The organism is Roseateles sp., from assembly GCF_039595595.1.
In the GTDB taxonomy this organism is placed as follows: Bacteria; Pseudomonadota; Gammaproteobacteria; order Burkholderiales; family Burkholderiaceae_C; genus Roseateles.
In genome coordinates this window covers 89,124-108,857 of sequence record NZ_JBCNLG010000001.1, presented here as the reverse complement: position 1 = coordinate 108,857, position 19,734 = coordinate 89,124, and the positions used below count along the sequence as shown (strand labels likewise).

At 70.0% G+C, this 19,734-nt stretch carries 18 protein-coding genes; 11 read left to right on the top strand and 7 right to left on the bottom strand.

Translation table 11 applies throughout. The features are described from left to right. Positions 1-177: 177 nt before the first annotated feature. The 5 genes from rpmH to mnmE all read left to right on the top strand — a co-directional run bounded on the left by rpmH (position 178) and on the right by mnmE (position 4,524). A complete protein-coding gene (gene rpmH, locus ABDW61_RS00450; protein ID WP_067065970.1) occupies positions 178-312 on the top strand; it encodes a 50S ribosomal protein L34 in 135 nt (44 codons plus the stop codon). A gap of 29 nt (positions 313-341) precedes the next feature. Further along, positions 342-845 (top strand): ribonuclease P protein component, encoded by a 504-nt coding sequence (locus ABDW61_RS00445; RefSeq protein WP_343635087.1) that lies wholly within the window; start codon positions 342-344, stop codon positions 843-845. Positions 846-871: 26 nt separating this feature from the next. Then, positions 872-1,201 (top strand): membrane protein insertion efficiency factor YidD, encoded by a 330-nt coding sequence (gene yidD, locus ABDW61_RS00440; RefSeq protein ID WP_343635085.1) that lies wholly within the window; start codon positions 872-874, stop codon positions 1,199-1,201. Next, entirely contained in the window at positions 1,194-2,876 is a 1,683-nt protein-coding gene (gene yidC / locus ABDW61_RS00435) for a membrane protein insertase YidC (protein ID WP_343635083.1), read from the top strand. The genes yidD and yidC overlap by 8 nt, the downstream gene beginning before the upstream one ends. 271 nt (positions 2,877-3,147) lie before the next feature. Beyond that, the gene (gene mnmE, locus ABDW61_RS00430) at positions 3,148-4,524 is read left to right on the top strand and encodes a tRNA uridine-5-carboxymethylaminomethyl(34) synthesis GTPase MnmE (RefSeq protein ID WP_343635081.1); all 1,377 of its coding nucleotides are present in this window, start codon (positions 3,148-3,150) and stop codon (positions 4,522-4,524) included. Positions 4,525-4,540: 16 nt separating this feature from the next. Here mnmE and ABDW61_RS00425 read toward each other — a convergent pair whose 3' ends face one another. The 4 genes from ABDW61_RS00425 to ABDW61_RS00410 all read right to left on the bottom strand — a co-directional run bounded on the left by ABDW61_RS00425 (position 4,541) and on the right by ABDW61_RS00410 (position 8,902). After that, positions 4,541-5,101, bottom strand: a complete 561-nt coding sequence (locus tag ABDW61_RS00425; protein ID WP_343635079.1) for an adenine phosphoribosyltransferase — start codon at positions 5,099-5,101, stop codon at positions 4,541-4,543. A 59-nt stretch (positions 5,102-5,160) separates the two neighbouring features. After that, positions 5,161-6,684: a diguanylate cyclase gene (locus ABDW61_RS00420; RefSeq protein WP_343635077.1), complete on the bottom strand. Its 1,524-nt coding sequence runs from the start codon at positions 6,682-6,684 to the stop codon at positions 5,161-5,163. 158 nt (positions 6,685-6,842) lie between these two features. Next, positions 6,843-8,102, bottom strand: a complete 1,260-nt coding sequence (locus ABDW61_RS00415; RefSeq protein WP_343635075.1) for an acyl-CoA dehydrogenase family protein — start codon at positions 8,100-8,102, stop codon at positions 6,843-6,845. Between the two features lie 53 nt (positions 8,103-8,155). Then, a complete protein-coding gene (locus ABDW61_RS00410; RefSeq protein ID WP_343635073.1) occupies positions 8,156-8,902 on the bottom strand; it encodes a histidine phosphatase family protein in 747 nt (248 codons plus the stop codon). Between the two features lie 120 nt (positions 8,903-9,022). Here ABDW61_RS00410 and ABDW61_RS00405 point away from each other — a divergent pair, with 120 nt between their 5' ends. Beyond that, positions 9,023-11,083 (top strand): acyltransferase family protein, encoded by a 2,061-nt coding sequence (locus ABDW61_RS00405; protein ID WP_343635071.1) that lies wholly within the window; start codon positions 9,023-9,025, stop codon positions 11,081-11,083. Positions 11,084-11,090: 7 nt separating this feature from the next. On the opposite strand, the gene ABDW61_RS00400 is transcribed toward ABDW61_RS00405, so the two are convergent. Further along, positions 11,091-13,088 (bottom strand): cation:proton antiporter, encoded by a 1,998-nt coding sequence (locus ABDW61_RS00400; RefSeq protein ID WP_343635068.1) that lies wholly within the window; start codon positions 13,086-13,088, stop codon positions 11,091-11,093. A gap of 134 nt (positions 13,089-13,222) precedes the next feature. Here ABDW61_RS00400 and ABDW61_RS00395 point away from each other — a divergent pair, with 134 nt between their 5' ends. The 3 genes from ABDW61_RS00395 (at position 13,223) to ABDW61_RS00385 (ending at position 16,022) form a co-directional block, all read left to right on the top strand. After that, complete coding sequence (locus ABDW61_RS00395) at positions 13,223-13,834, top strand: hypothetical protein (RefSeq protein WP_343635066.1); 612 nt, start codon at positions 13,223-13,225, stop codon at positions 13,832-13,834. Between the two features lie 46 nt (positions 13,835-13,880). Beyond that, positions 13,881-14,465, top strand: a complete 585-nt coding sequence (locus ABDW61_RS00390) for a hypothetical protein (protein ID WP_343635064.1) — start codon at positions 13,881-13,883, stop codon at positions 14,463-14,465. 285 nt (positions 14,466-14,750) lie between these two features. Beyond that, the gene (locus ABDW61_RS00385) at positions 14,751-16,022 is read left to right on the top strand and encodes a Glu/Leu/Phe/Val dehydrogenase (protein ID WP_343635062.1); all 1,272 of its coding nucleotides are present in this window, start codon (positions 14,751-14,753) and stop codon (positions 16,020-16,022) included. Positions 16,023-16,120: 98 nt separating this feature from the next. On the opposite strand, the gene ABDW61_RS00380 is transcribed toward ABDW61_RS00385, so the two are convergent. Then, positions 16,121-16,699, bottom strand: a complete 579-nt coding sequence (locus ABDW61_RS00380; RefSeq protein WP_343635060.1) for a DJ-1/PfpI family protein — start codon at positions 16,697-16,699, stop codon at positions 16,121-16,123. 70 nt (positions 16,700-16,769) lie between these two features. Continuing rightward, positions 16,770-17,531 carry a phosphatase PAP2 family protein gene (locus ABDW61_RS00375; RefSeq protein ID WP_343635058.1) on the bottom strand — a complete coding sequence of 254 codons (762 nt, stop codon included), beginning with the start codon at positions 17,529-17,531 and terminating at the stop codon, positions 16,770-16,772. 200 nt (positions 17,532-17,731) lie between these two features. Between ABDW61_RS00375 and ABDW61_RS00370 the strand changes: the two genes are divergently transcribed. Both ABDW61_RS00370 and ABDW61_RS00365 read left to right on the top strand, forming a co-directional pair. Further along, positions 17,732-18,394, top strand: a complete 663-nt coding sequence (locus ABDW61_RS00370) for a response regulator transcription factor (protein WP_343635056.1) — start codon at positions 17,732-17,734, stop codon at positions 18,392-18,394. Next, a complete protein-coding gene (locus ABDW61_RS00365) occupies positions 18,391-19,704 on the top strand; it encodes an ATP-binding protein (RefSeq protein ID WP_343635054.1) in 1,314 nt (437 codons plus the stop codon). The genes ABDW61_RS00370 and ABDW61_RS00365 overlap by 4 nt, the downstream gene beginning before the upstream one ends. The last annotated feature ends 30 nt before the right edge of the window (positions 19,705-19,734 follow it).

Sequence of the window (19,734 nt, the reverse complement as noted above, 5' to 3'; positions counted from 1 at the left end):
GGATTGACCCTGACGCAAAACTTTGCTGTAATCGCGGGTTTTCCGGACGCCCGGACGTAGCTGCGTGGGCCTCCAGTTTTTGAGCGGCTTCCGACATCACCCCGATGTCCTTCGTCCGCCGCGCCACAGATGGCGCGAGGCGACGGGAAGCTCCGAGATATCCGAAAGAGGTTCATCATGAAACGCACTTATCAAGGCTCCAAGACCCGTCGCGCCCGCACCCATGGCTTCCTGGTCCGCATGAAGACGCGCGGCGGCAAGGCCGTCATCGCCGCTCGCCGCGCCAAGGGCCGCAAGCGCCTGGCCGTCTGAGCGACGCTCCCGACGACTCTGCAAGCACCGTGATCGGCCGCATCGTGCGATCGGCCGATTTCGAGCGCGTGCTGGGTTCCCCCAGCCGCGCACGCAGCGCGCACTTCGCCGTGCACCACCTGGCTGTCAGCCCCTCGCTGCCCAAGCGCCGTCCATCCACAGGAACGCGCGACTTGTCCACAGGTGATGCACCGATTCATCCCCAGCCTGTGGATGAAACGCCCTCCGCGAACGTGGCGCCCACCCCCGTTGAAATGGCTCCAGCCGCGCCCGACCGGGCTTGGCTGGGCTATGTCGTGCCCAAGCGGCATGCCAAGCGCGCCGTCACGCGGGCGCTGCTCAAGCGCCAGATTCGCGCGGTGTTCGGTGACTTGCCGGACCTGCCGCCCGGCCTCTGGGTGGTGAGGCTGCGCATGCCCTTCGATCGCAAGCAGTTCCCCAGCGCCTCCTCCGACGCGCTGCGCGCCGCCGCGCGCGCCGAGCTGCAACAGCTGACCCGCAAGCTCGCGCGGCCGCAGGCCGCCGCCGGCTGACGGGCCAGCGATCCGGATTCCCGACGATGAACGCCCGCCCCGGCCTGCCGACGCGCCTGCTGATGGGGTTGGTGCGCGGCTACCAGCTGCTGTTCAGCGCGTGGCTGCGGGCGGGCTGCCGCTACAGCCCCAGCTGTTCGAACTACGCCATGCAGGCGCTGCGCCAGCACGGCGCCGCCGCGGGGACCTATCTCGCGGTCGGACGGGTCCTGCGATGCAATCCTTTCTGTCTGGGCGGACACGATCCAGTGCCGGACAATCCGCCCCGCCTGTTCACCCGATGGTTCGAGCGTCCCTCCGGATGCCGCGCGGGGTCAGCCTCCTCAACCGCCAATCCAAAAGCTTCCCATGACTGATATTCGCCGCACCATCTTGTGGGTGGTGTTCACGATGTCGCTGCTCCTTCTGTGGGACGGATGGCAGCGGTACAACGGCCAGCCGTCGCTGTTCCATCCGGCGCCGGCGAAGGTCGCCAGCGCGCCCGCCGGACCGGCTTCGGCCGCTTCGGCCGCCGCGCTGCCGGCCACCGCCGCTTCCGGTGCCGCGACCGCCGCCGCGCCAGCCGCGCCCGCCGTCAAGAACGAACTCGTGACCTTCACGACGGACCTGGTCAAGGCCACCATCGACACCCGTGGCGGCAGCCTGGTGCGCGTCGAGCTGCTCAAGCAGGCGGACGACACCAACCCGAGCGGCCACGTCGTGGTGCTGGATCCGATGCGCAACTACAGCGCGCGTTCCGGTCTGCTGAACGTGCCGAACGCACCGTCGGACCAGACGGTGCTGACGCTGGTCGACGGCCCGCGCGAGATGAAGGACGGCCAGGACACGCTGGTCGTGCGCCTGGAGGGCGAGCAAGGCGGCGTGAAGCTGGCCAAGACCTACACCTTCAAGCGGGGCGACTACGCCATCGGCGTGAGCCACGAGGTCACGAACACCGGCGCCGCGCCGGTCACGCCGCAGCTGTATCTGCAGCTGGTGCGCGATGGCCACATCGACCACACCGGCCCGTCGTTCGCGCCGACCTCGTTCTCGGGTCCCGCGCTGTACACGGACAAGGCGAAGTACCACAAGCTCTCTTTCGACGACCTGAAGAAGGGCAAGGCCGAGTACGAGAAGAACGCCGACGACGGCTGGGTCGCGATGGTCCAGCATTACTTCGTCAGCGCCTGGATCCGCACTGAAGCCGGTCCGCGCGAGTTCAACGTCCGCCCACTCAACGAGAACCTGTACACCGCCGGCATGGTGATGAACTTCGCCGCGGTGGCGCCGGGCGCGACGTCCAAGCTGGACAACGTGCTGTACGTCGGTCCGCAGGAGGAGAAGAAGCTGGAAGTGCTGGCCCCCGGCCTGGAGCTGGTGAAGGACTACGGCATCTTCAAGGTGCTGTCCAAGCCGCTGTTCTGGCTGCTGGACGTGCTGCACTCGCTGCTGGGCAACTGGGGCTGGGCGATCATCCTGCTGGTGGTGCTGCTGAAGGTCGCGTTCTACGGCCTGAACGCCAGCGCGTACCGCAGCATGGCCAAGATGAAGGCGGTGAACCCGCGCATCCAGGAGCTGCGCGAGCGCTACAAGGACAAGCCGCAGCAGATGCAGCAGGAGATGATGCGGATCTACAAGGAAGAGAAGATCAATCCGCTGGGCAGCTGCCTGCCGATCTTCCTGCAGATGCCGTTCTTCATCGCGCTGTACTGGGTGCTGCTGTCCAGCGTCGAGATGCGCGGCGCGCCGTGGGTGATGTGGATCCACGACCTGTCCAAGCCGGACAGCCTGTTCGGCCACCTGTTCGGTGCGCCGATCGGCCCGTTGCCGCTGCTGATGACGGCCTCCAGCCTGCTGCAGGTCTGGCTGAACCCGCAGCCCGCCGACCCGGTGCAGGCCAAGATGATGTGGATCATGCCGCTGGCCTTCAGCGTGATGTTCTTCTTCTTCCCGTCGGGCCTGGTGCTGTACTGGCTGGTGAACAACATCCTGTCGATCGCCCAGCAATGGATGATCAACAAGCAGATCGGCGCGACGCCCGCGAAGAAGTGATCCACGGCGACGGAGGAATCGCCAATTCCTCACGCGCCTGACAGGAGCCCCCGTACCCCGGGGGCTTTTTTTCGTCCGCGCGCGGGCGCTTAATCGAGTCCATGCGGGGATCGCTCTTCCACCCGACTCGGGACGGTGGTGGACCGGAGGCTCCGAGGGACCGGCTCACGAGAACCGGTCCCCCGGCCTACCCCGCGCCATCCACGACAGCGGCGATGCGTCCATGGGCGCATCGCCGCTTTTCCTTGGGGCCTGCGAGACAATCGCGCCCATGCTGTCGCGACACCAGGATCCCATCGCCGCCATTGCCACCGCGCCCGGACGCGGCGCGGTGGGCATCGTGCGGGTCTCCGCGCCACAAGACCTGACCCCGCTGGTCATGGCGATCTGCGGCCGCGCGCTGAAGCCGCGCGAAGCGACCTACCTGCCCTTGCGCAGCGCGCAAGGCGAGGCGATCGATCACGGGCTGGCACTGCTGTTCCCGGCGCCGCATTCCTACACCGGCGAGCATGTGCTGGAGCTGCAGGCCCACGGCGGGCCGGTGATCCTGCAGTTGCTGCTGGCGCGCTGCCTCGAGGCGGATCCCGCGCTGCGGATGCGTCTGGCGGAGCCGGGCGAGTTCACGCGCCGAGCCTTCCTGAACGGCAAGCTGGACCTGGCGCAGGCGGAGGCCGTGGCCGACCTGATCGACGCCAGCACCGAGGCCGCGGCCCGCAGCGCCGGCCGCGCGCTGGCGGGCGCGCTGAGCGGCGAGGTGGGCGGCTTGCGCGATGGCCTGATCCAGCTGCGGATGCTGGTCGAGGCGACGCTCGACTTCCCCGAGGAGGAGATCGATTTCCTGGAGCAGGCGGACGCGCTGGGCAAGCTGCGCCGATTGCTGGAACGGGTGGCAGCGTTGCTGGACCGCAGCCGCCAGGGTGCGATCCTGCGCGAGGGCATCAAGGTGGTGCTGGCGGGTCAGCCGAACGTGGGCAAGAGTTCGCTGCTGAATGCGCTCGCGGGCGCGGAACTGGCGATCGTGACGCCGATCCCGGGCACGACGCGGGACAAGCTGAGCCAGACCATCCAGATCGAGGGGGTGCCGCTGCACATCAGCGACACGGCGGGTTTGCGCGACACCGAGGACGAGGTCGAGCGCATCGGCGTGGCGCGCAGCTGGGATGCAATCGCGGATGCGGACGTGGTGCTGTTCCTGCACGACCTGACGCGCGTGGGCCACGCCGACTACGAGGCCGAAGACGCCGAGATCCGCGGCCGCCTGGCGAGCGTCGATCCGGCGCGGATCCTGCAGATCTACAACAAGGCGGACGCGCATGCGCCGGCGGGCTTGCCGATGGACGCGCTGACCTTGTCGGCGAGGACCGGCGAAGGCCTGGATGCGCTGCGGCGGCGGCTGCTGGAGCAGGTCGGCTGGCATGCGGTGCCGGAGGGCCTGTTCATCGCGCGCGAGCGGCATGTGCAGGCGCTGCGCCGCACGCGCGAGCACATCGAGCTGGCGCTGCTCCAGGCCGAGGGGCAGCCGCCGGCGCTGGACCTGATGGCCGAGGAGCTGCGTCTGGCGAACGACGCGCTCGGCGAGATCACCGGCGCGTTCACCGCGGACGACCTGCTGGGGGAGATCTTCAGCAGGTTCTGTATCGGGAAGTGATCGTTAGCGGCGGGTGTCAATGCCCCTCAAACGCCACCAGCGAGAACACTTTCAACCCGCCATCGCGCAGCCGCTTCGACCCGCCGAGCTCGGGCAGATCCACGATCGCCGCGCCTTCGATGACCTCGGCGCCGAGCCGCTCCAGCAGCCGCTTGCCGGCCATCATCGTGCCGCCGGTGGCGATCAGGTCGTCGATCAGCAGCACGCGGTCCCCCGCCTTCACCGCGTCGGTGTGCATCTCCACGGTCGCGCTGCCGTACTCGAGCTCGTAGGTCTCCTGCACCGTCGTGAAGGGCAGCTTGCCCTTCTTGCGGATCGGGACGAAGCCGACGTTGAGCTCATACGCCAGCACCGAGCCGATGATGAATCCCCGCGCATCCAAGCCCGCGATCGCATCCGGCCGCACGTCGAAGTAGCGATGCACGAACTGGTCGATCAGCACGCGGAAGGCGCGCGGATTCGACAGCAGCGGTGTGATGTCGCGGAACTGCACCCCCGGCTCCGGCCAGTCCGGCACGGTGCGGATCTGCTGCTTCAGGAATGCGATCGGGTCTTCGGCGTGAACGGCGTTCGGCATGCGCGGGATTGTCGCGCCGATGCGTCGCGGCGGCGCGTCCGGTTCTCCGGCGACGCGTCTCAGGCCGTCTGTTGCTGGCAGATCAGCCGCGCGCGTCCTGCCTGCTTGGCCTCGTAGAGCGCCGCGTCCGCGACCTGGATCAGCCGCTGCGCCGGCTCGCCGCTGCGCGGCACGAACGACGCCACGCCAATCGACAGGCTCACCGAGCGCCGCACCGGCGAGCCCACGTGCTCGATCGCCGCCAGGCGCACGCTGTCGAGGCAGCGCTGGGCCACGACCTGCGCGCCGGCCAGATCCGTGTCGATCAGCAACATCGCGAATTCTTCGCCGCCGTAGCGGCACACCGACTCGCCGCTTCGTCCCGCGCAACTGCGCAGCAGCGTCGCGATGCGTCTCAGGCAGTCATCGCCCGCGACGTGGCCGTAGCTGTCGTTGTATTGCTTGAAGTGGTCGATATCGACCATCAGCAACGCCAGCGGCCGGCCCGATCGCGCGGCGCGTTGCCACTCCGTCTGCAGCAACTGGTCGAACAGGCGCCGGTTGCCGACACCGGTCAGCCCGTCCGTCGTCGACTGCCGCGCGAGCAACTCGTTGGCGCGGCGCAGACGCTCCTCCTGACGCTTGCGCTCGGTCAGGTCGGTGACGATGCACACGTACAGATGGATGGTGTCGGTGCGCACCTCGGCGATCGCCAGTTGCAGGTGCAGCGCCTCGCCGCTGCGGTGGCGCGCGGTGAACTCGCGCGGTTGCCCCAGCAGCGAGCGCGGGTCCAGCGGCGCGTCCGGCGCGCCCAGCGGCTCGGGACCCTGCGCGCCGCCGCTGCCGGCCGCGCCCAGCAGCATGCCGAGGTGGATACCCTGCAGCTCCGCCGCCGTGAAGCCGAACAGCAACTCGCAGCTCGGATTCGCTTCGAGCACGTGGCCGCCTGAATCCAGCGTCAGGATGCCGTTCGCGGCCGATTCGATCGTGGCCCGCAGCTGCGCGCGGCTCGCGGCCAGCCGCTGCTGCTCGTGGATCAGGTCGGTGACGTCCATCCGCACGCCGACGATGCCGCCCGACGGCGTGCGCGATTCGTAGATCCGCAGCCACATGTCGTCGTGCACCCGCTGCAGCAGCGGCGCGGGCTGCTTGCCGCGCGCCTGCTTGCGCTCCTCGAGCCATTCCGGCTCGCGCCCCCGGGCCTCCGGCACGCCGCCGCGCGCGAGCGACTCCCGCACCAGGTCCTCGAAGGTGCACTTGCGCTGGAAGTGCCGCAGCATGTGCGGATAGATCTCGACCAGCCGCCGGTTGTAGGCGATCAAGCGATCCTCGGCATCGAAGATCTCGACGCTGGCGGGCAGCGCGTCGATCGCCTCCTCCATCGTCCGCTGCGCCAGCCTGGCGCGGGCCTGGGCCCGCGACAGCGTGGACACCACCGTCACCGCCAGCAGCACCGTCAGCGCCAGCGAGGCCACGCCCACCCACGCCAGCCAGTCCTCCACCGGCGATCCGCCCAGGCTGACCGTCAGCACGATCGCCTGCAGGCCCACCAGCAGCGCGAACGCGAGCAGCGGCCAGGTCCGGACTTCGGCGAAACGGTTCATCACGGGCGAGGCGCCGCGATGGCGCCAGGAAAAACGGGTGGCTGATCCTAGCCACCCGGGTCGCGGATGAACACCGCTCCACGGGGGGAGAAGCGGGTTCCGGCGACGTCCCCCCGTTGGTGGGTTGCCACGCTCTGGGGGCGACGGCCGACCGGCGGTCAGCCGCCGCGCGTGACCGGCATCTGGCCCGCGTCCGGCAGGCTCATGTGGCGTGCGAGCTCCAGCTTCGCCAGCGAGTTGCGATGCACCTCGTCCGGGCCGTCGGCGAAGCGCAGCGTGCGCTGCCCCGCCCACATGTAGGCCAGTGGCGTGTCGTCGCTGACGCCCATGGCGCCGTGCACCTGCATCGCCCAGTCGATGACCTTCAGCGCCATGCTCGGTGCGACGATCTTGATCATCGCGATCTCCGCCTTGGCCACCTTGTTGCCAACGGTGTCCATCATGTAGGCCGCCTTGAGCGTCAGCAGGCGGGCCTGCTCGATGCTGCAGCGCGCCTCGGCGATGCGCTCCTGCGTCACGGTCTGCTGCGCGATCGTCTTGCCGAAGGCCACGCGTGAGATCGCGCGCTTGCACATCAGCTCGAGCGCCCGCTCCGCCGCGCCGATCGAGCGCATGCAGTGATGGATGCGGCCCGGGCCCAGGCGTCCCTGCGCGATCTCGAAGCCGCGGCCCTCGCCCAGCAGGATGTTCTCGACCGGGACGCGCACGTTCTTCAGTTCGATCTCCATGTGGCCGTGCGGCGCGTCGTCGTAGCCGAACACGCTGAGATGGCGCTTGACCGTGATGCCTGGCGTGTTGGCCGGCACCAGCACCATCGATTGCTGCTCATGGCGGCCCGCATCCGGATTGGTCTTGCCCATCACGATGTAGAGCGCGCAGCGCGGATCGCCGGCGCCCGACGACCACCACTTCGTCCCGTTGATGACGTATTCGTCGCCGTCACGCTCGATGCGGCACTGGATGTTGGTGGCGTCCGACGAGGCCACGTCCGGCTCCGTCATCAGGAAGGCGGAGCGGATCTCGCCGCGCAGCAGCGGCTCCAGCCAGCGATCCTTGTGGGCCTCGGTGCCGTAGCGCTCGATGGTCTCCATGTTGCCGGTGTCCGGCGCCGAGCAGTTGAAGACCTCCGGCGCCCAGTAGACGCGGCCCATGATCTCGCACAGCGGCGCGTACTCGAGGTTGGACAGCCCTTCCGGCGCGCGCGCCGAGCGTGGCAGGAACAGGTTCCACAGCCCGGCGGCGCGCGCCTTGGGCTTGAGCTCCTCGATCACCCGCGTCGGGAGCCAGGCGTTGCCGGCGCGGCGGTTGGCCTCGATCTCGGCGTGGTAGCGGTGCTCGCTCGGATAGATGTGCTCGTCGAAGAACGCCAGCAGGCGTTCGCGCAGCTGATCAACCTTGGGGCTGTAGTCGAAGTTCATCTGGAAGTCTCCCGGTGGCGTCGTGAGGCCGATTGGCGCGGCGCGGCCGCGGGTCAGTCGCGCTGGCTGCGGTGGCGGAGGTACTGCGCATACAGCGCCTCCATCGTGGTGGACCGTTCATCCGCGTGCAGCGGATGCGTCGGGGCGTAATTGCTGACGCGCAGCAGCCAGTCGCCCGGCTGGTCACCGCGAGGCGGCGCGACGTCGAGGACGTTGATGCAGGCCGGCGACTGCACCCAGCTGCCCAGCATCAGGCGCTGGCCGCCGCTGACCGCGTGCGACAGGATGGCCGCGTTGACGACGCCATGCAGCACCAGCAGCGCGCAGTCCCAATCGGGATCGGCCTGCAGCCGCGCGACGCCGCCCAGCACGCGATCGAGCAACTCGCCGATGCGCTCGCCGTTGAGGAAGCGCTGCGACTCCGCCACCGGGCTGCGCTGCAGGCCGGTGAAGGCGTTCGCGAGTTGGTCCTTGGGGATGTCGCCCAGGCGGCCGCCGCGGATCTCCTGCCATTCGGACCAGACCTGCGGCGCGAGTTCCGGCTGGCCCGCGTGGCGCAGCACCAGATCCGCGGTCTCGACGGTGCGGGGCAGGCCCGAGACGATGGCGCGATCGAAGCGCACGCCCGCGGCGCGGAAGGCCTCGCCGGCGGCGCGCGCCTGCGCGATGCCGGCGTCGTTGAGCCGCACCTGCTCGGGCAGCACCGGCCGGCCGGTCGCGCCATCGAAGTAGGTCACCGCGCCATGCCGCATCAGGTAGACGCGGCGGCGGTGCGGGATGCGGGGCTGGGTGTCCAACATGGGCGGCAGTGTGGCGCAAGGCCAGGGGCCGCACTGTCACGCAGGCGGCAGGCCTGCGGACCGGGCCACAATTCGCGCGCCGCAAGTCGGTCCCTTTTCCGTTCCCGCGTTGACGCCTTCGTGACAAGCCCCTCCCCGACGTCCCTCCATCGCCCGCCGGTCACCCCTGGCCCGCACGGCGCGAGCGAACTCCCCCTTCGCGACGACATCCAGGCGCTGCGCGCCATCGCCGTGCTGTGGGTGCTGCTGTATCACGCGCAGATTCCCGGCGCCTCGGGCGGCTATCTGGGCGTGGACATCTTCTTCGTCATCTCCGGCTACCTGATCACCGGCCTGATCCAGCGCGCGCTGCTGCGCGGCGACTTCTCGCTGCGCGCCTTCTACGGCCGGCGTGCGCGGCGCCTGCTGCCGGCGGCGTACGTGGTGCTCGGCGCGACGCTGCTGGCGGTGCCCTGGGCGCTCAACCGCAAGGAGCAGATCGACTTCGCTGGCCAGTTGCTCGGCGCGCTGGGTTTCGCCAGCAATGTCGTGCTGTGGAAGCAGACCGGCTACTTCCAGGGCGCGTCCGAGCTCAAACCGCTGCTGCACTTCTGGTCGCTGGCGCTGGAGGAGCAGTACTACCTCGTCCTGCCGGTGCTGCTCGTGTTCAGCGCGGCGCGGCTTCGCGTCGCTGTGGCGATCACGGTGACGGCCGCGAGTCTCGCGCTGCTCGCGTGGTGGCAGCCGATCGATGCCAGCGGCGCGTTCTTCCTGCTGCCGACGCGCGCGTGGGAACTGGGGCTCGGCTCGATCGGCGCGCTCATGGGTGCGTGGATGGGCAGGCGATGGACGGGAGCCGGTGCGCAGCGCGTCCTGCGCGGGATCGCCTGGCCGGCGTGGGCGCTGCTGCTGCTCGTGCCGGCGGTGCCGCGGTGGTTCGGCGCGTCGCATCCGGGACCGGCGGCGCTGGTCGTCGGGCTCGCGACGCTCGCGCTGCTGCTGCGCGAGCCGGCCCGGCTTCCCCGTGCGGCCGCGCCGTTGATCCGCATCGGCGACTGGTCCTACGCGCTGTACCTCGTGCACTGGCCGCTGCTGGCGATCCTGCACAACGCCTGGGTGGGGTTGAAGGCCGATCCGCAGGCGCTGATGGCGTGGCGCGTGGGCACGGTGCTGCTGGCGTTCCCGCTGGCGTGGGCCTTGCATCGCGCGGTCGAGCGGCCGGCGAAGGCGCTGCTCACCGGACCGCGCGGCGCCTGGGTGCTGGGCAGTGGCACGGTGCTGCTGGCGGCGGGGAGCGTGGCGCTCGCGCTGCACAAGCCGCCGCCGGGCGCGATCGACTTCGTTGAATTGCGCAAGCCCAACTACGGCCTGTCGGCGAACTGCGATGCCGAGGAGCCCTTCGAGGGCCGGGAGGAGTGCCGGACGCGGCCCGGCGCGCGCTGGCTGGTGTGGGGCGATTCCTACGCGATGCACCTGGTGCCCGGCTTGGTGCGCGTGGCCAGTGACCAGGGGCTAGTCCAGGCGACGAAGTCGTCCTGCGGCCCCTTCCCCGGACTGACGCCGGTGCGGCCGGAGCTGGGTCCGGGCAACAGCTTCGCGCCGCCGTGGATCGAGCAGTGCCAGGCGTTCAACGCGTCGGTGCTGCGCTGGCTGGCGCGGCATCCGGAGATCGAGACGGTGGTGCTGTCGAGTTTGCTGACGCAATACCTCGACGACACGAAGTACGAGCTCCAGCGCACGGCGGGCGGCGAGCGCCTGCGGGGCGAGGCGGCGATGCGCGCGGCGCTGCTCGACGATCTCCTGGCGACCGTGAAGCGGCTGCGCGCGATGGGCAAGCGCGTGATGGTGGTGGCGCCGCCGCCGTCGGCGCCCTTCGATATCGCGGGATGCCTGGAGCGGCGGCAGGCGCATCGATGGACGATCGGCGCCACGCCGGGCTGTGTGATCGATGTGAAGGATGACGAGCAGCGGCGCGCTCCCGAGCATGCGTTCATCGAGGCGCTTGCGGCATCGGATGCCCGGCTGCCCGTGCTGCGCTTCGAGCCGCTGCTGTGCGGCGCGACGACCTGCCAGGTCGAGCGCGACGGTGTGCCGCTGTACCGCGATCAGGGCCACCTCAGCCACGAGGGCTCGCGGTTGTTGATGCCCGCGGTGATGTCCGAGGCCGTGGGCGAACGTCAGCTCGCCTTGCTCGCGCGCTGATGCGGCGTCAGCCGACCAGCAGCCCGTGCTCGGCGCGCGCGAGCGCCTCGGGCGTGCCGGAAATCACCAGCGTGTCGCCGCCCTGCAGCACGAGGTCGTCGCTCGCGTCCTTCACCGCGCCGCTCGGCCGGCGCACCGAGAGCACGCTCACGCCCCAACCCGGCAGTCCCAGCTCCCCGAGCGTGCGGCCTTCCAGGGCGCTCGCCATCGGCAGGCTGATCGACTGCAGCCGCGCCTGGTCGCGCTCCTCCGAGGTGTCGTCGTCGGCGCCGTGGAAGTACCCGCGCAGCAGCCCGTAGCGCCGGTCGCGCGCATCCCGCGCGATGCGCAGCACGCGCCGCATCGGCACGCCCACCAGCGCCAGCGCGTGGCTCGCGAGCATCAGCGAGCCCTCGATCGCCTCGGGCACCACCTCGGTGGCGCCGGCGGCGCGCAGCTTCTCCAGGTCGGTGTCGTCGATGGTCCGCACCACCACCGGCACATGCGGCGCGTGGCTGCGCACCTCATGCAGCACCTTCAGCGCCGACGGCGTGTCGTGGTACGAGATCACCACCGCGCTGGCCCGCGTCAGACCGGCCGCGATCAGGCTGGGCAGCCGCGCCGCGTCGCCGAACACCACGCTCTTGCCCGCCGCCGCGGCCTGCCGCACGCGGTCCGGGTCCAGATCCAGCGCCATGTAGGGGATGTGCTCCGCCTCCAGCAGCGTCGCCAGGTTCTGCCCGCTGCGGCCGTAGCCGCAGATGATCACGTGGGCGTCGGTCTTGATCGCCTTCTTCGCGATCGTCGTCAACTGCACCGACTGCAGCAGCCAGTCGCTGGCCGACAGCTTCATCACGATGCGGTTGCTGTGTTCGATGATCAGCGGGGTCATCAGCATGGACAGCACCATCGCCGCCAGCACCGGGCTGACCCACTGCGCCGCGATCAGGTTCTGCTGCGCGCCCAGCGTCAGCAGCACGAAGCCGAACTCCCCCGCCTGCGCCAGATAAAGGCCGGTGCGCAGCGCCACGCCGGTCGGCGCGCGGAACACCTTGGCCAGGCCCGCGACCAGCACGAACTTGGCCATCGTCGGCACCAGCGTCAGCACGATCACCAGCGGCCACTGGAACACCAGCGTCTGCCAGTCCAGCCGCATGCCGATCGTGATGAAGAACAGCCCCAGCAGCACGTCATGGAAGGGCCGGATGTCGAGTTCCACCTGATGCTTGTATTCGGTCTCCGCGATCAGCATGCCGGCCACGAACGCGCCCAGCGCCAGCGACAGGCCCGCGTGCTCGGTCAGCCAGGCCAGGCCCAGCGTCACCAGCAGCAGGTTCAGCATGAACAGCTCCTGGCTCTTGCGCCGCGCCACCAGCGTCAGCCAGCGCCGCATCAGGTGCTGGCCGCCGGTCAACAGCAGCGCCAGCAGCAGCGCGGCCTTCAGCCCCGCCCAGCCGAGCGACTGCAGCATCGCGCTGCCGCTGCCGCCCAGCGCCGGGATCAGCACCAGCAGCGGCACCACCGCCAGGTCCTGGAACAGCAGCACGCCGACCACGCGCCGGCCGTGCTCGCTTTCGAGTTCCAGGCGCTCGGCCATCAGCTTGATGACGATGGCGGTGGAGCTCATCGCCATCGCCGCGCCGAGCACCAGCGCCCCCTGCCAGCCCAGATCCCAGGGCCAGCCCATCACGCCGCAGAGCCAGCGCAGGAAGACATTGCCCGCCATCGTCCCGCCGATGGTGATCACCACCTGCAGCAGGCCCAGGCCGAACACCATCGAGCGCATGCTGTGCAGCTTGGGGAGGTTGAACTCCAGGCCGATGGCGAACATCAGGAACACCACGCCGAACTCGGCCAGGTGCTGCACGCCGGGCACGTCACTGGCGAGCGCCAGCGCGTTGGGGCCGATCAGCACGCCCACGACCAGATAGCCCAGGATCGGCGGCAGCTTCAGCGATCGGCAGACCACCACGCCCAGGACGGCGGCGATCAGGTAGACGAGGGTCAGGTCCAGCGCGGTGAGCATGGCGGCGATCGTAATGGCCCCCTCACTCCGGGTGGGCCCCAATGCGGCAAGAACCGGCGTCGATATAGTCCGCAGCCTCAGGTCCGTCGCATTCCATAGACAGAACGGACCGGTTTCACGAGGGAGATCCACGCATGTATGCCATCGTCCGCCGCGCCAGCCTGGCGCGCGCGTTGTGTACCGTCGCGCTCGCGATGGGGCTGACCGGGTGTGTCAGCGTCTATGTCGATAACAAGCTGCCGGAAGTCCCGGCCAGCCAGTTCGCCAAGCCGGCCCAGCCGCAGCCGGTCCAGCTGTTCTTCGAGTTCCAGACCAAGGGCGTGCAGAACCAGCGCGGCACGGCCATGCTGAAGGACCGGATCGCCGAGCAGGTCCGTTCCAGCGGTGTGTTCGCCAGCGTCTCGGACGGTCCCGTGGACGGTGGCGCGACGCTCAGCATCGTCATGGACAACGTGCCGACCTCGGACGACGCGTTCCGCAAGGGCTTCGTGACGGGGCTCACTTTCGGTCTGGCGGGTTCGCAAGTGGGCGACGGCTACCTCTGCACCGCGACCTATCGGCCAGCAGGCGCAGCCGAACCGATCGTGAAGAAGGCGCGCAACGTCCTGTGGAGCACGGTCGGTGCCGCGGCGACACCGCCGGGCGCCGTCAAGGCGGAGAGCATCGATGCCGCGATGACGGCGATCAGCCGTCAGGTCGTCAGCAACGTCCTCAACGACGTCACGCACGACCCGGCCTTCCGCTGAGCCGCTTCACGACAACAACAGAGCAAGAGAGCAACGGATGACATCCATGAACCAGACCCTGATCCGCACCGCCCGCCTGATCGCCATGGCCGGCGCCACCGCCGCGCTGACCGCCTGCGTCAGCGTGAAGATGCCCGCTCCGGCTGCGAGCGCCGCCAACGTCGAGAAGCTGCGCGCGGCCAAGGCCGCGCCCTCGCAGGTGGGCACGTTCAAGCTGGCGGCCGGCAAGCCCGCGGACATGGACACCACGCTTGGCGGCCTGCGCGGCTCGTCGGTGCAGCCCACCGCGGGAACCTTCTCCGCGCAACTGCGTGACGAACTGTCCGCCGAGTTGAAGGCGGCCGGCCTGCTCGACGCGGCCAGCCCAATCGTCATCGAGGGCGAACTGACGGACAGCCGCGTCGATGCCGCCATCGGCACCGGCACTGGCCGTCTGGCGGCGCGCTTCGTCGTCAAGCGCGGCGGCCAGAAGGTCTTCGACAAGGAGCTGGCGGCCGAGTCCAGCTGGGAGTCCAGCTTCGTCGGAGCCACTGCCATTCCGGCGGCGATCAACCAGTACGGCGCGCTCTACAAGTCGCTGATCGGCAAGCTGCTGGACGACGGCGAGTTCCGAGCCGCGATCAAGGGCTGAGCGGCGCGACGCGCGTCCCTGGCCAGCGAGCCAACCACCGTTTGACGGGCCCTTCGGGGCCCGTTTTTCATGGCGCGCCTCGAGCCAGGTCCCGCCCGGGTCCAGCCAATCGGGGGTCAGGAGGGACCGCCTCGGGGGGACTTGGCTTAGGTCATGCCGCGGGCGCAAACTAGCCGCCTTATGCATCGGGCGCATGCCCGCATGTGCACTCGGCTTTGCCGGACGTGGCGGACGCGCAGGGCTTCGGGGTACCGTTCGCGCCACCGAAAAGTTACGGAGCATTTCATGCCCAACCTGTCTTTCGTCTCCCCCACGCGCAACAGTCCCTGGGGCACCTACCTGTCCCAGATCGACGCCGTCGAGCCCTACCTGGGCAAGCTGGCCCGCTGGGTGGAAACGCTGCGCCGCCCCAAGCGCGCGCTGATCGTGGACATCCCCATCGAACTGGACAACGGCACCATCGCCCACTACGAGGGCTATCGCGTGCAGCACTCGCTGACCCGCGGCCCCGGCAAGGGCGGCGTGCGCTACCACCCGGACGTCACGCTGGAAGAAGTGATGGCGCTGTCGGCCTGGATGACGGTCAAGAACGCCGCCGTGAACCTGCCCTACGGCGGCGCCAAGGGCGGCATCCGCCTGGACCCCAAGACGCTGTCGCTGAAGGAGCTGGAGAAGGTCACCCGCCGCTACACCAGCGAGATCGGCATCATCATCGGCCCGACCCAGGACATCCCCGCGCCTGACGTCAACACCAACGGCCAGATCATGGCCTGGATGATGGACACCTACTCGATGAACGTCGGCGCGACCGCCACCGGCGTCGTCACCGGCAAGCCGATCCCGCTGGGCGGCTCGCTGGGCCGCGTGGCCGCCACCGGCCGCGGCGTGTTCGTCGTCGGCCGCGAGGCGATGCGCCGTCTCAACGTCAGCATGGAAGGCGCCCGCATCGCGGTGCAGGGCTTCGGCAACGTGGGCTCGGTGGCCGCGAAGATGTTCGCCGCCAATGGCGCCATCGTCGTGGCCGTGCAGGACCACACCGGCACGATCCTGAACGACAAGGGCATGGACATGGCCTCGCTGCTGGACCACGTCGCCCGCACCGGCGGCGTCGCCGGCTTCTCCGGCGCCGACCGCATCGACAACGAGAACTTCTGGGACGTGAAGTCCGACGTGCTGATCCCGGCCGCGCTGGAAGGCCAGATCACCGGCGAGCGCGCCAAGCGCGTGCAGACCCGCGTGGTGCTGGAAGGCGCCAACGGCCCGACCACGCCCGACGGCGACGCCGTGCTGGCGGACCGCGGCATCATCGTCGTCCCCGACGTGATCGCCAACGCGGGCGGCGTGACGGTCTCCTACTTCGAGTGGGTGCAGGACTTCTCGTCGTTCTTCTGGACCGAGGACGAGATCAACGTCCGCCTGGACAAGATCCTGGTCGGCGCGTTCAAGGGCATCTGGGACACGGCCGAGCAGCACAAGATCCCGCTGCGCACGGCGGCGTTCACCGTGGCCTGCACGCGCGTGCTGCAGGCCCGTGAAGAGCGCGGCCTCTATCCCTGATCGATCCTGATCCCCCCGGATCGGCCAGCCGCGGGTTTCTCGCGGTTACCGCGAAACAACGGGCCCCTCGGGGCCCGTTTTTCATGCCGGCGCGGCGCTCAGTGGGTGATCTTCGTGCCCAGCACGGCCAGGAACTGCGCGATCCAGGCCGGGTGCGCGGGCCAGGCCGGCGCGGTGACCAGCTTGCCGTCGGTCACCGCCTGGTCGACCGGGATGTCCGCATAGCTGGCGCCGGCGAGCTCCACCTCCGCCGCGCAGGCCGGATAGGCCGACACCCTCCGGCCGCGGATGATCCCCGCCGCCGCCAGCAGCTGCGCGCCGTGGCAGATGGCCGCGATCGGCTTGTCGGCCTGCGAGAAATGCTGCACCAGCGGCAGCACGCCCGGCATCGTGCGCAGGTACTCCGGCGCGCGTCCGCCAGGAATCACCAGCGCGTCGTAGTCCTGCGGCTTCACCGCATCGAAGCTCGCGTTCAGCGCGAAGCGGTGGCCCGGCTTCTCCGAATAGGTCTGCGCGCCTTCGAAATCATGGATGGCCGTCAGGACGAAGTCGCCGGCCTTCTTGCCGGGACACACGGCGTCGACGCGGTGTCCCACCGCCTGCAGTGCCTGGAAGGGCACCATCAACTCGTAGTCCTCGACGTAGTCGCCGGCCAGCAGCAGCAGCTTCTTGCCCATCGCTTCTCTCCAGAGTCGGGTTGCGGAGCGCCGATTCTGGGAGGCCGGGGACCTCAGGTCGATGAATCCGTTATGTACCCGCGTCGGCGTCGCGGGCTCGCAGCGCGGGCGCGGCGATGACGGCGAGCGTCCAGCAGATCCAGGCGGTCCACATCGTGTGGCTGGGGTAATGCGCGCCGCGCGCCAGCTGCGCCATGCCGTAGAGCGTGCCCAGCGCCAGCACGGTGATCAGCGCGGCCCGCGCCTGCACGGGATAGGCGCGGCGGAGCATGAAGAAGAGGCTGAAGAACGCGAAGGCGGAACTCGCGTGCCCGGAGGGGAAGCAGTGCCCCGGGCCTCCGTCCAGCACGCCGAAACGCCAGTGCGACACATAGCGGGCGACGCCGCCGAACTCGGCGAGGTCCCAAGGGCAACTCGTCGTGCTGCCCTGCTTGAGCAAGGGGATCAGGATCAGGCTGATGGCGGTGAGCGCCACCGCGCCCCAGCGCTCGCGGCGCGTCAGGCCAGGCCAGAGCGGGCGCACCGCGTTGACCAGCATCATCACGGCCAGGCCAGTCGTGAGCCAGCGCCCGCCCTGATGCAGCAGGCCGGCGGTGACCCAGTGGTCGCGCAACGGGAAGCCGCGCGCGTCCGCGAAGAGCCGCACGACGGCCAGATCCCATCCGGCCAGGTCCCACAGCAGCAGCGCGGCCAGGCTCACGAGGGCGATCAGCAGACCACGCCGCAGCCCGGGCAGTCTCAGCGCGCCCGCAGGGCTCAGGCCAGGCAGCGCGGTGGAACCGGCCGCGTCGAGCGACACGGCGGCGAGGGGAGGCAGGGGATGGGGCTTCACGGCCTGCGAGTGGGCCCGGATGCCCTGAAGTTCGGCTGAAGTTAAGCTGAAGCCTGGCTGAAGCCGCCTCGATCGCGCTTCTCCGGCTCCCTCCGCGTGACGGACGCCGCAAAGCGGCGCGCTTGCCGGTCCGGCTACGATCCGGTCCGGCCCGGCGGGGTCCCATCACAGAGCCCTGACGATTTCCTACCGCGACGCCCATGCGACTGCTGCTGCTCGAAGACGACGAACTGCTTGGCGAAGCCCTGCGCGACTTCCTGCGCCACGAGGGCCACACGGTCACCTGGGCCCGGCGGCTGTCCGAGCTGCTGCCGCGCCAGCACGAGGAGTTCGACGCGCTGCTGGTCGACTGGCAGCTGCCGGATGGTTCGGGCCTGGACTGGCTGCGCCACCTGCGCCAGCGTGGCGTGTCCACGCCAGCGCTGATGCTGACGGCGCGCGACCTGCTCGCCGACCGCCTCCAGGGCCTGGACAGCGGCGCCGACGACTACCTGGTCAAGCCCTTCGCCCCCGAGGAACTGGCGGCGCGCCTGCGCGCGGTCAGCCGCCGCCACGTCGGCGCGAGCAGTTCGCAGCGGCGCCATGGCGACGTGGTGCTTGATCTGGCCGCCAAGCGCGCGATGCGAGAGGGCCATCCGGTCGAGCTCACCGCCCGCGAATGGGCGGTGCTGGAGGCGCTGGCGCAGCGCGCCGGCCGGCTGTATCCAAAGCGCGAACTTGAATTGCAGGTCCTGGGCGACGACGCCGAGGTGCAGAGCAACGCGCTCGAGGTCCACGTGTCCAGCCTGCGCCGCAAGCTCGGCCGCGAGCTGATCGAGACGGTCCGCGGCCTGGGCTACCGGCTCGGCCCCGAGGCGCCGTGAGCGCCGCCACCGGCCCGCGCCGGCCGACGATCGCCGGGCGGCTGGCCCGGCAGCTGCTGATGATCTCGGCGTTCTGGGCGCTGCTGGCCGGTGTCAGCGTGTGGCTGGTGGTGCAGGAGGAGGTCGACGAGCTGCTCGACGAGACGCTGCAGGCCTCCTCCCAGGTGCTGGGCCAGCTGCTGCGCCAGAGCCAGGCGATGCCTGGGGAGATCGCCGACAGCGACGACCTCAGCACCCATTTCGCCTGGCAGCTCGTGGGGCCGGATGGCCGGCTGCTGCACCGCTCGCCGCTGGCGCCGGTGAAGGCTTGGAAGCTGCCCGCCGGCTTCAGCGACTGGAAGGATGACGGCAGCGATGGCGACGATTGGCGCGTGCACGTGCGCCCCTTGCCGACAGTGGCCGGTCCCGGCTGGCTGATGGTCGCGCAGACGAGTGCCGAGCGGACCGAAGTTCGCAGCCGGGTGGGACTGGCCAGCGCGTTCTCGGCGCTGCTGGTCGGCGGCTTGTGCATGCTCTGGATGAACCGCCGCGCCAGGGCCGAGCTGGCGCCGCTGGCACAGCTGACCGGTGCGCTCGCCGGGTACGACCCGCTCGACACCCGCCAGTTGCTGCCCGAGCAGCATCGGCGTGAGTTGGCGGAGATCCGCGCCGCGGTGCTGGACCTCGGCCAGCGCCTGGCGCAGCGCGTGGCCAACGAGCGCGCCTTTTCCGCCCACGCGGCCCATGCGCTGAGAACGCCGCTCGCCGGCATGGACGCGCAGCTGGCGATGGCGCTGCGCGAGGCGCCGCCGGAGTCGCGCGCGCGGCTGCAGCGCACCCGCGAGGCCGCCGACCGGCTGCGCCGCGTCGTGACCGCGCTGCTGACGCTGTTCCGCACCGGCATGAGCCTGCGCTGGCAGCGTATCGACCTGATCGAGCTGATGGCCCTGCTGCCGCTGCCCGATGGCCTGGCACTGGACCTGCCCGAGGGCGAGGGCGGCATCGATGCCGATCCGGACCTGCTCTCGGCGGGCTTGATCAACCTGCTCGACAACGCGTGGCGGCATGGCGCGTCGCGCGCGCTGCTGAGGCTGCATCGTCTGCCTGACGGCGGCCTGGTGCTGCACCTCAGCGACAACGGCGAAGGCGTGGCCGACTGGCAGCGCGTGGACCTGAACGACGCGCTCGAGCGCCAGCAATATGAAGGGCGCATGGGGCTGGGCCTGATGATGGCCGACCTGGTCGCGCGCGCGCACGGCGGCGACCTGCGGCTGCCGGTCGTGAGCGAGGGCTTTGCCGTCGCGCTGCGTCTCGGTCCGCGGCCCGATTGAACGGGCTCCGGCGCCCGCCTGCCGCGCCGG

Coding starts and splice junctions, on each gene's coding strand:
- rpmH (WP_067065970.1), top strand. CDS start 178: ATGAAACGCACTTATCAAGGCTCCAAGACCCGTCGCGCCCGCACCCAT.
- yidD (WP_343635085.1), top strand. CDS start 872: ATGAACGCCCGCCCCGGCCTGCCGACGCGCCTGCTGATGGGGTTGGTG.
- yidC (WP_343635083.1), top strand. CDS start 1,194: ATGACTGATATTCGCCGCACCATCTTGTGGGTGGTGTTCACGATGTCG.
- mnmE (WP_343635081.1), top strand. CDS start 3,148: ATGCTGTCGCGACACCAGGATCCCATCGCCGCCATTGCCACCGCGCCC.
- ABDW61_RS00425 (WP_343635079.1), bottom strand. CDS start 5,101: ATGCCGAACGCCGTTCACGCCGAAGACCCGATCGCATTCCTGAAGCAG.
- ABDW61_RS00420 (WP_343635077.1), bottom strand. CDS start 6,684: ATGAACCGTTTCGCCGAAGTCCGGACCTGGCCGCTGCTCGCGTTCGCG.
- ABDW61_RS00415 (WP_343635075.1), bottom strand. CDS start 8,102: ATGAACTTCGACTACAGCCCCAAGGTTGATCAGCTGCGCGAACGCCTG.
- ABDW61_RS00410 (WP_343635073.1), bottom strand. CDS start 8,902: ATGTTGGACACCCAGCCCCGCATCCCGCACCGCCGCCGCGTCTACCTG.
- ABDW61_RS00400 (WP_343635068.1), bottom strand. CDS start 13,088: ATGCTCACCGCGCTGGACCTGACCCTCGTCTACCTGATCGCCGCCGTC.
- ABDW61_RS00395 (WP_343635066.1), top strand. CDS start 13,223: ATGTATGCCATCGTCCGCCGCGCCAGCCTGGCGCGCGCGTTGTGTACC.
- ABDW61_RS00390 (WP_343635064.1), top strand. CDS start 13,881: ATGAACCAGACCCTGATCCGCACCGCCCGCCTGATCGCCATGGCCGGC.
- ABDW61_RS00385 (WP_343635062.1), top strand. CDS start 14,751: ATGCCCAACCTGTCTTTCGTCTCCCCCACGCGCAACAGTCCCTGGGGC.
- ABDW61_RS00380 (WP_343635060.1), bottom strand. CDS start 16,699: ATGGGCAAGAAGCTGCTGCTGCTGGCCGGCGACTACGTCGAGGACTAC.
- ABDW61_RS00370 (WP_343635056.1), top strand. CDS start 17,732: ATGCGACTGCTGCTGCTCGAAGACGACGAACTGCTTGGCGAAGCCCTG.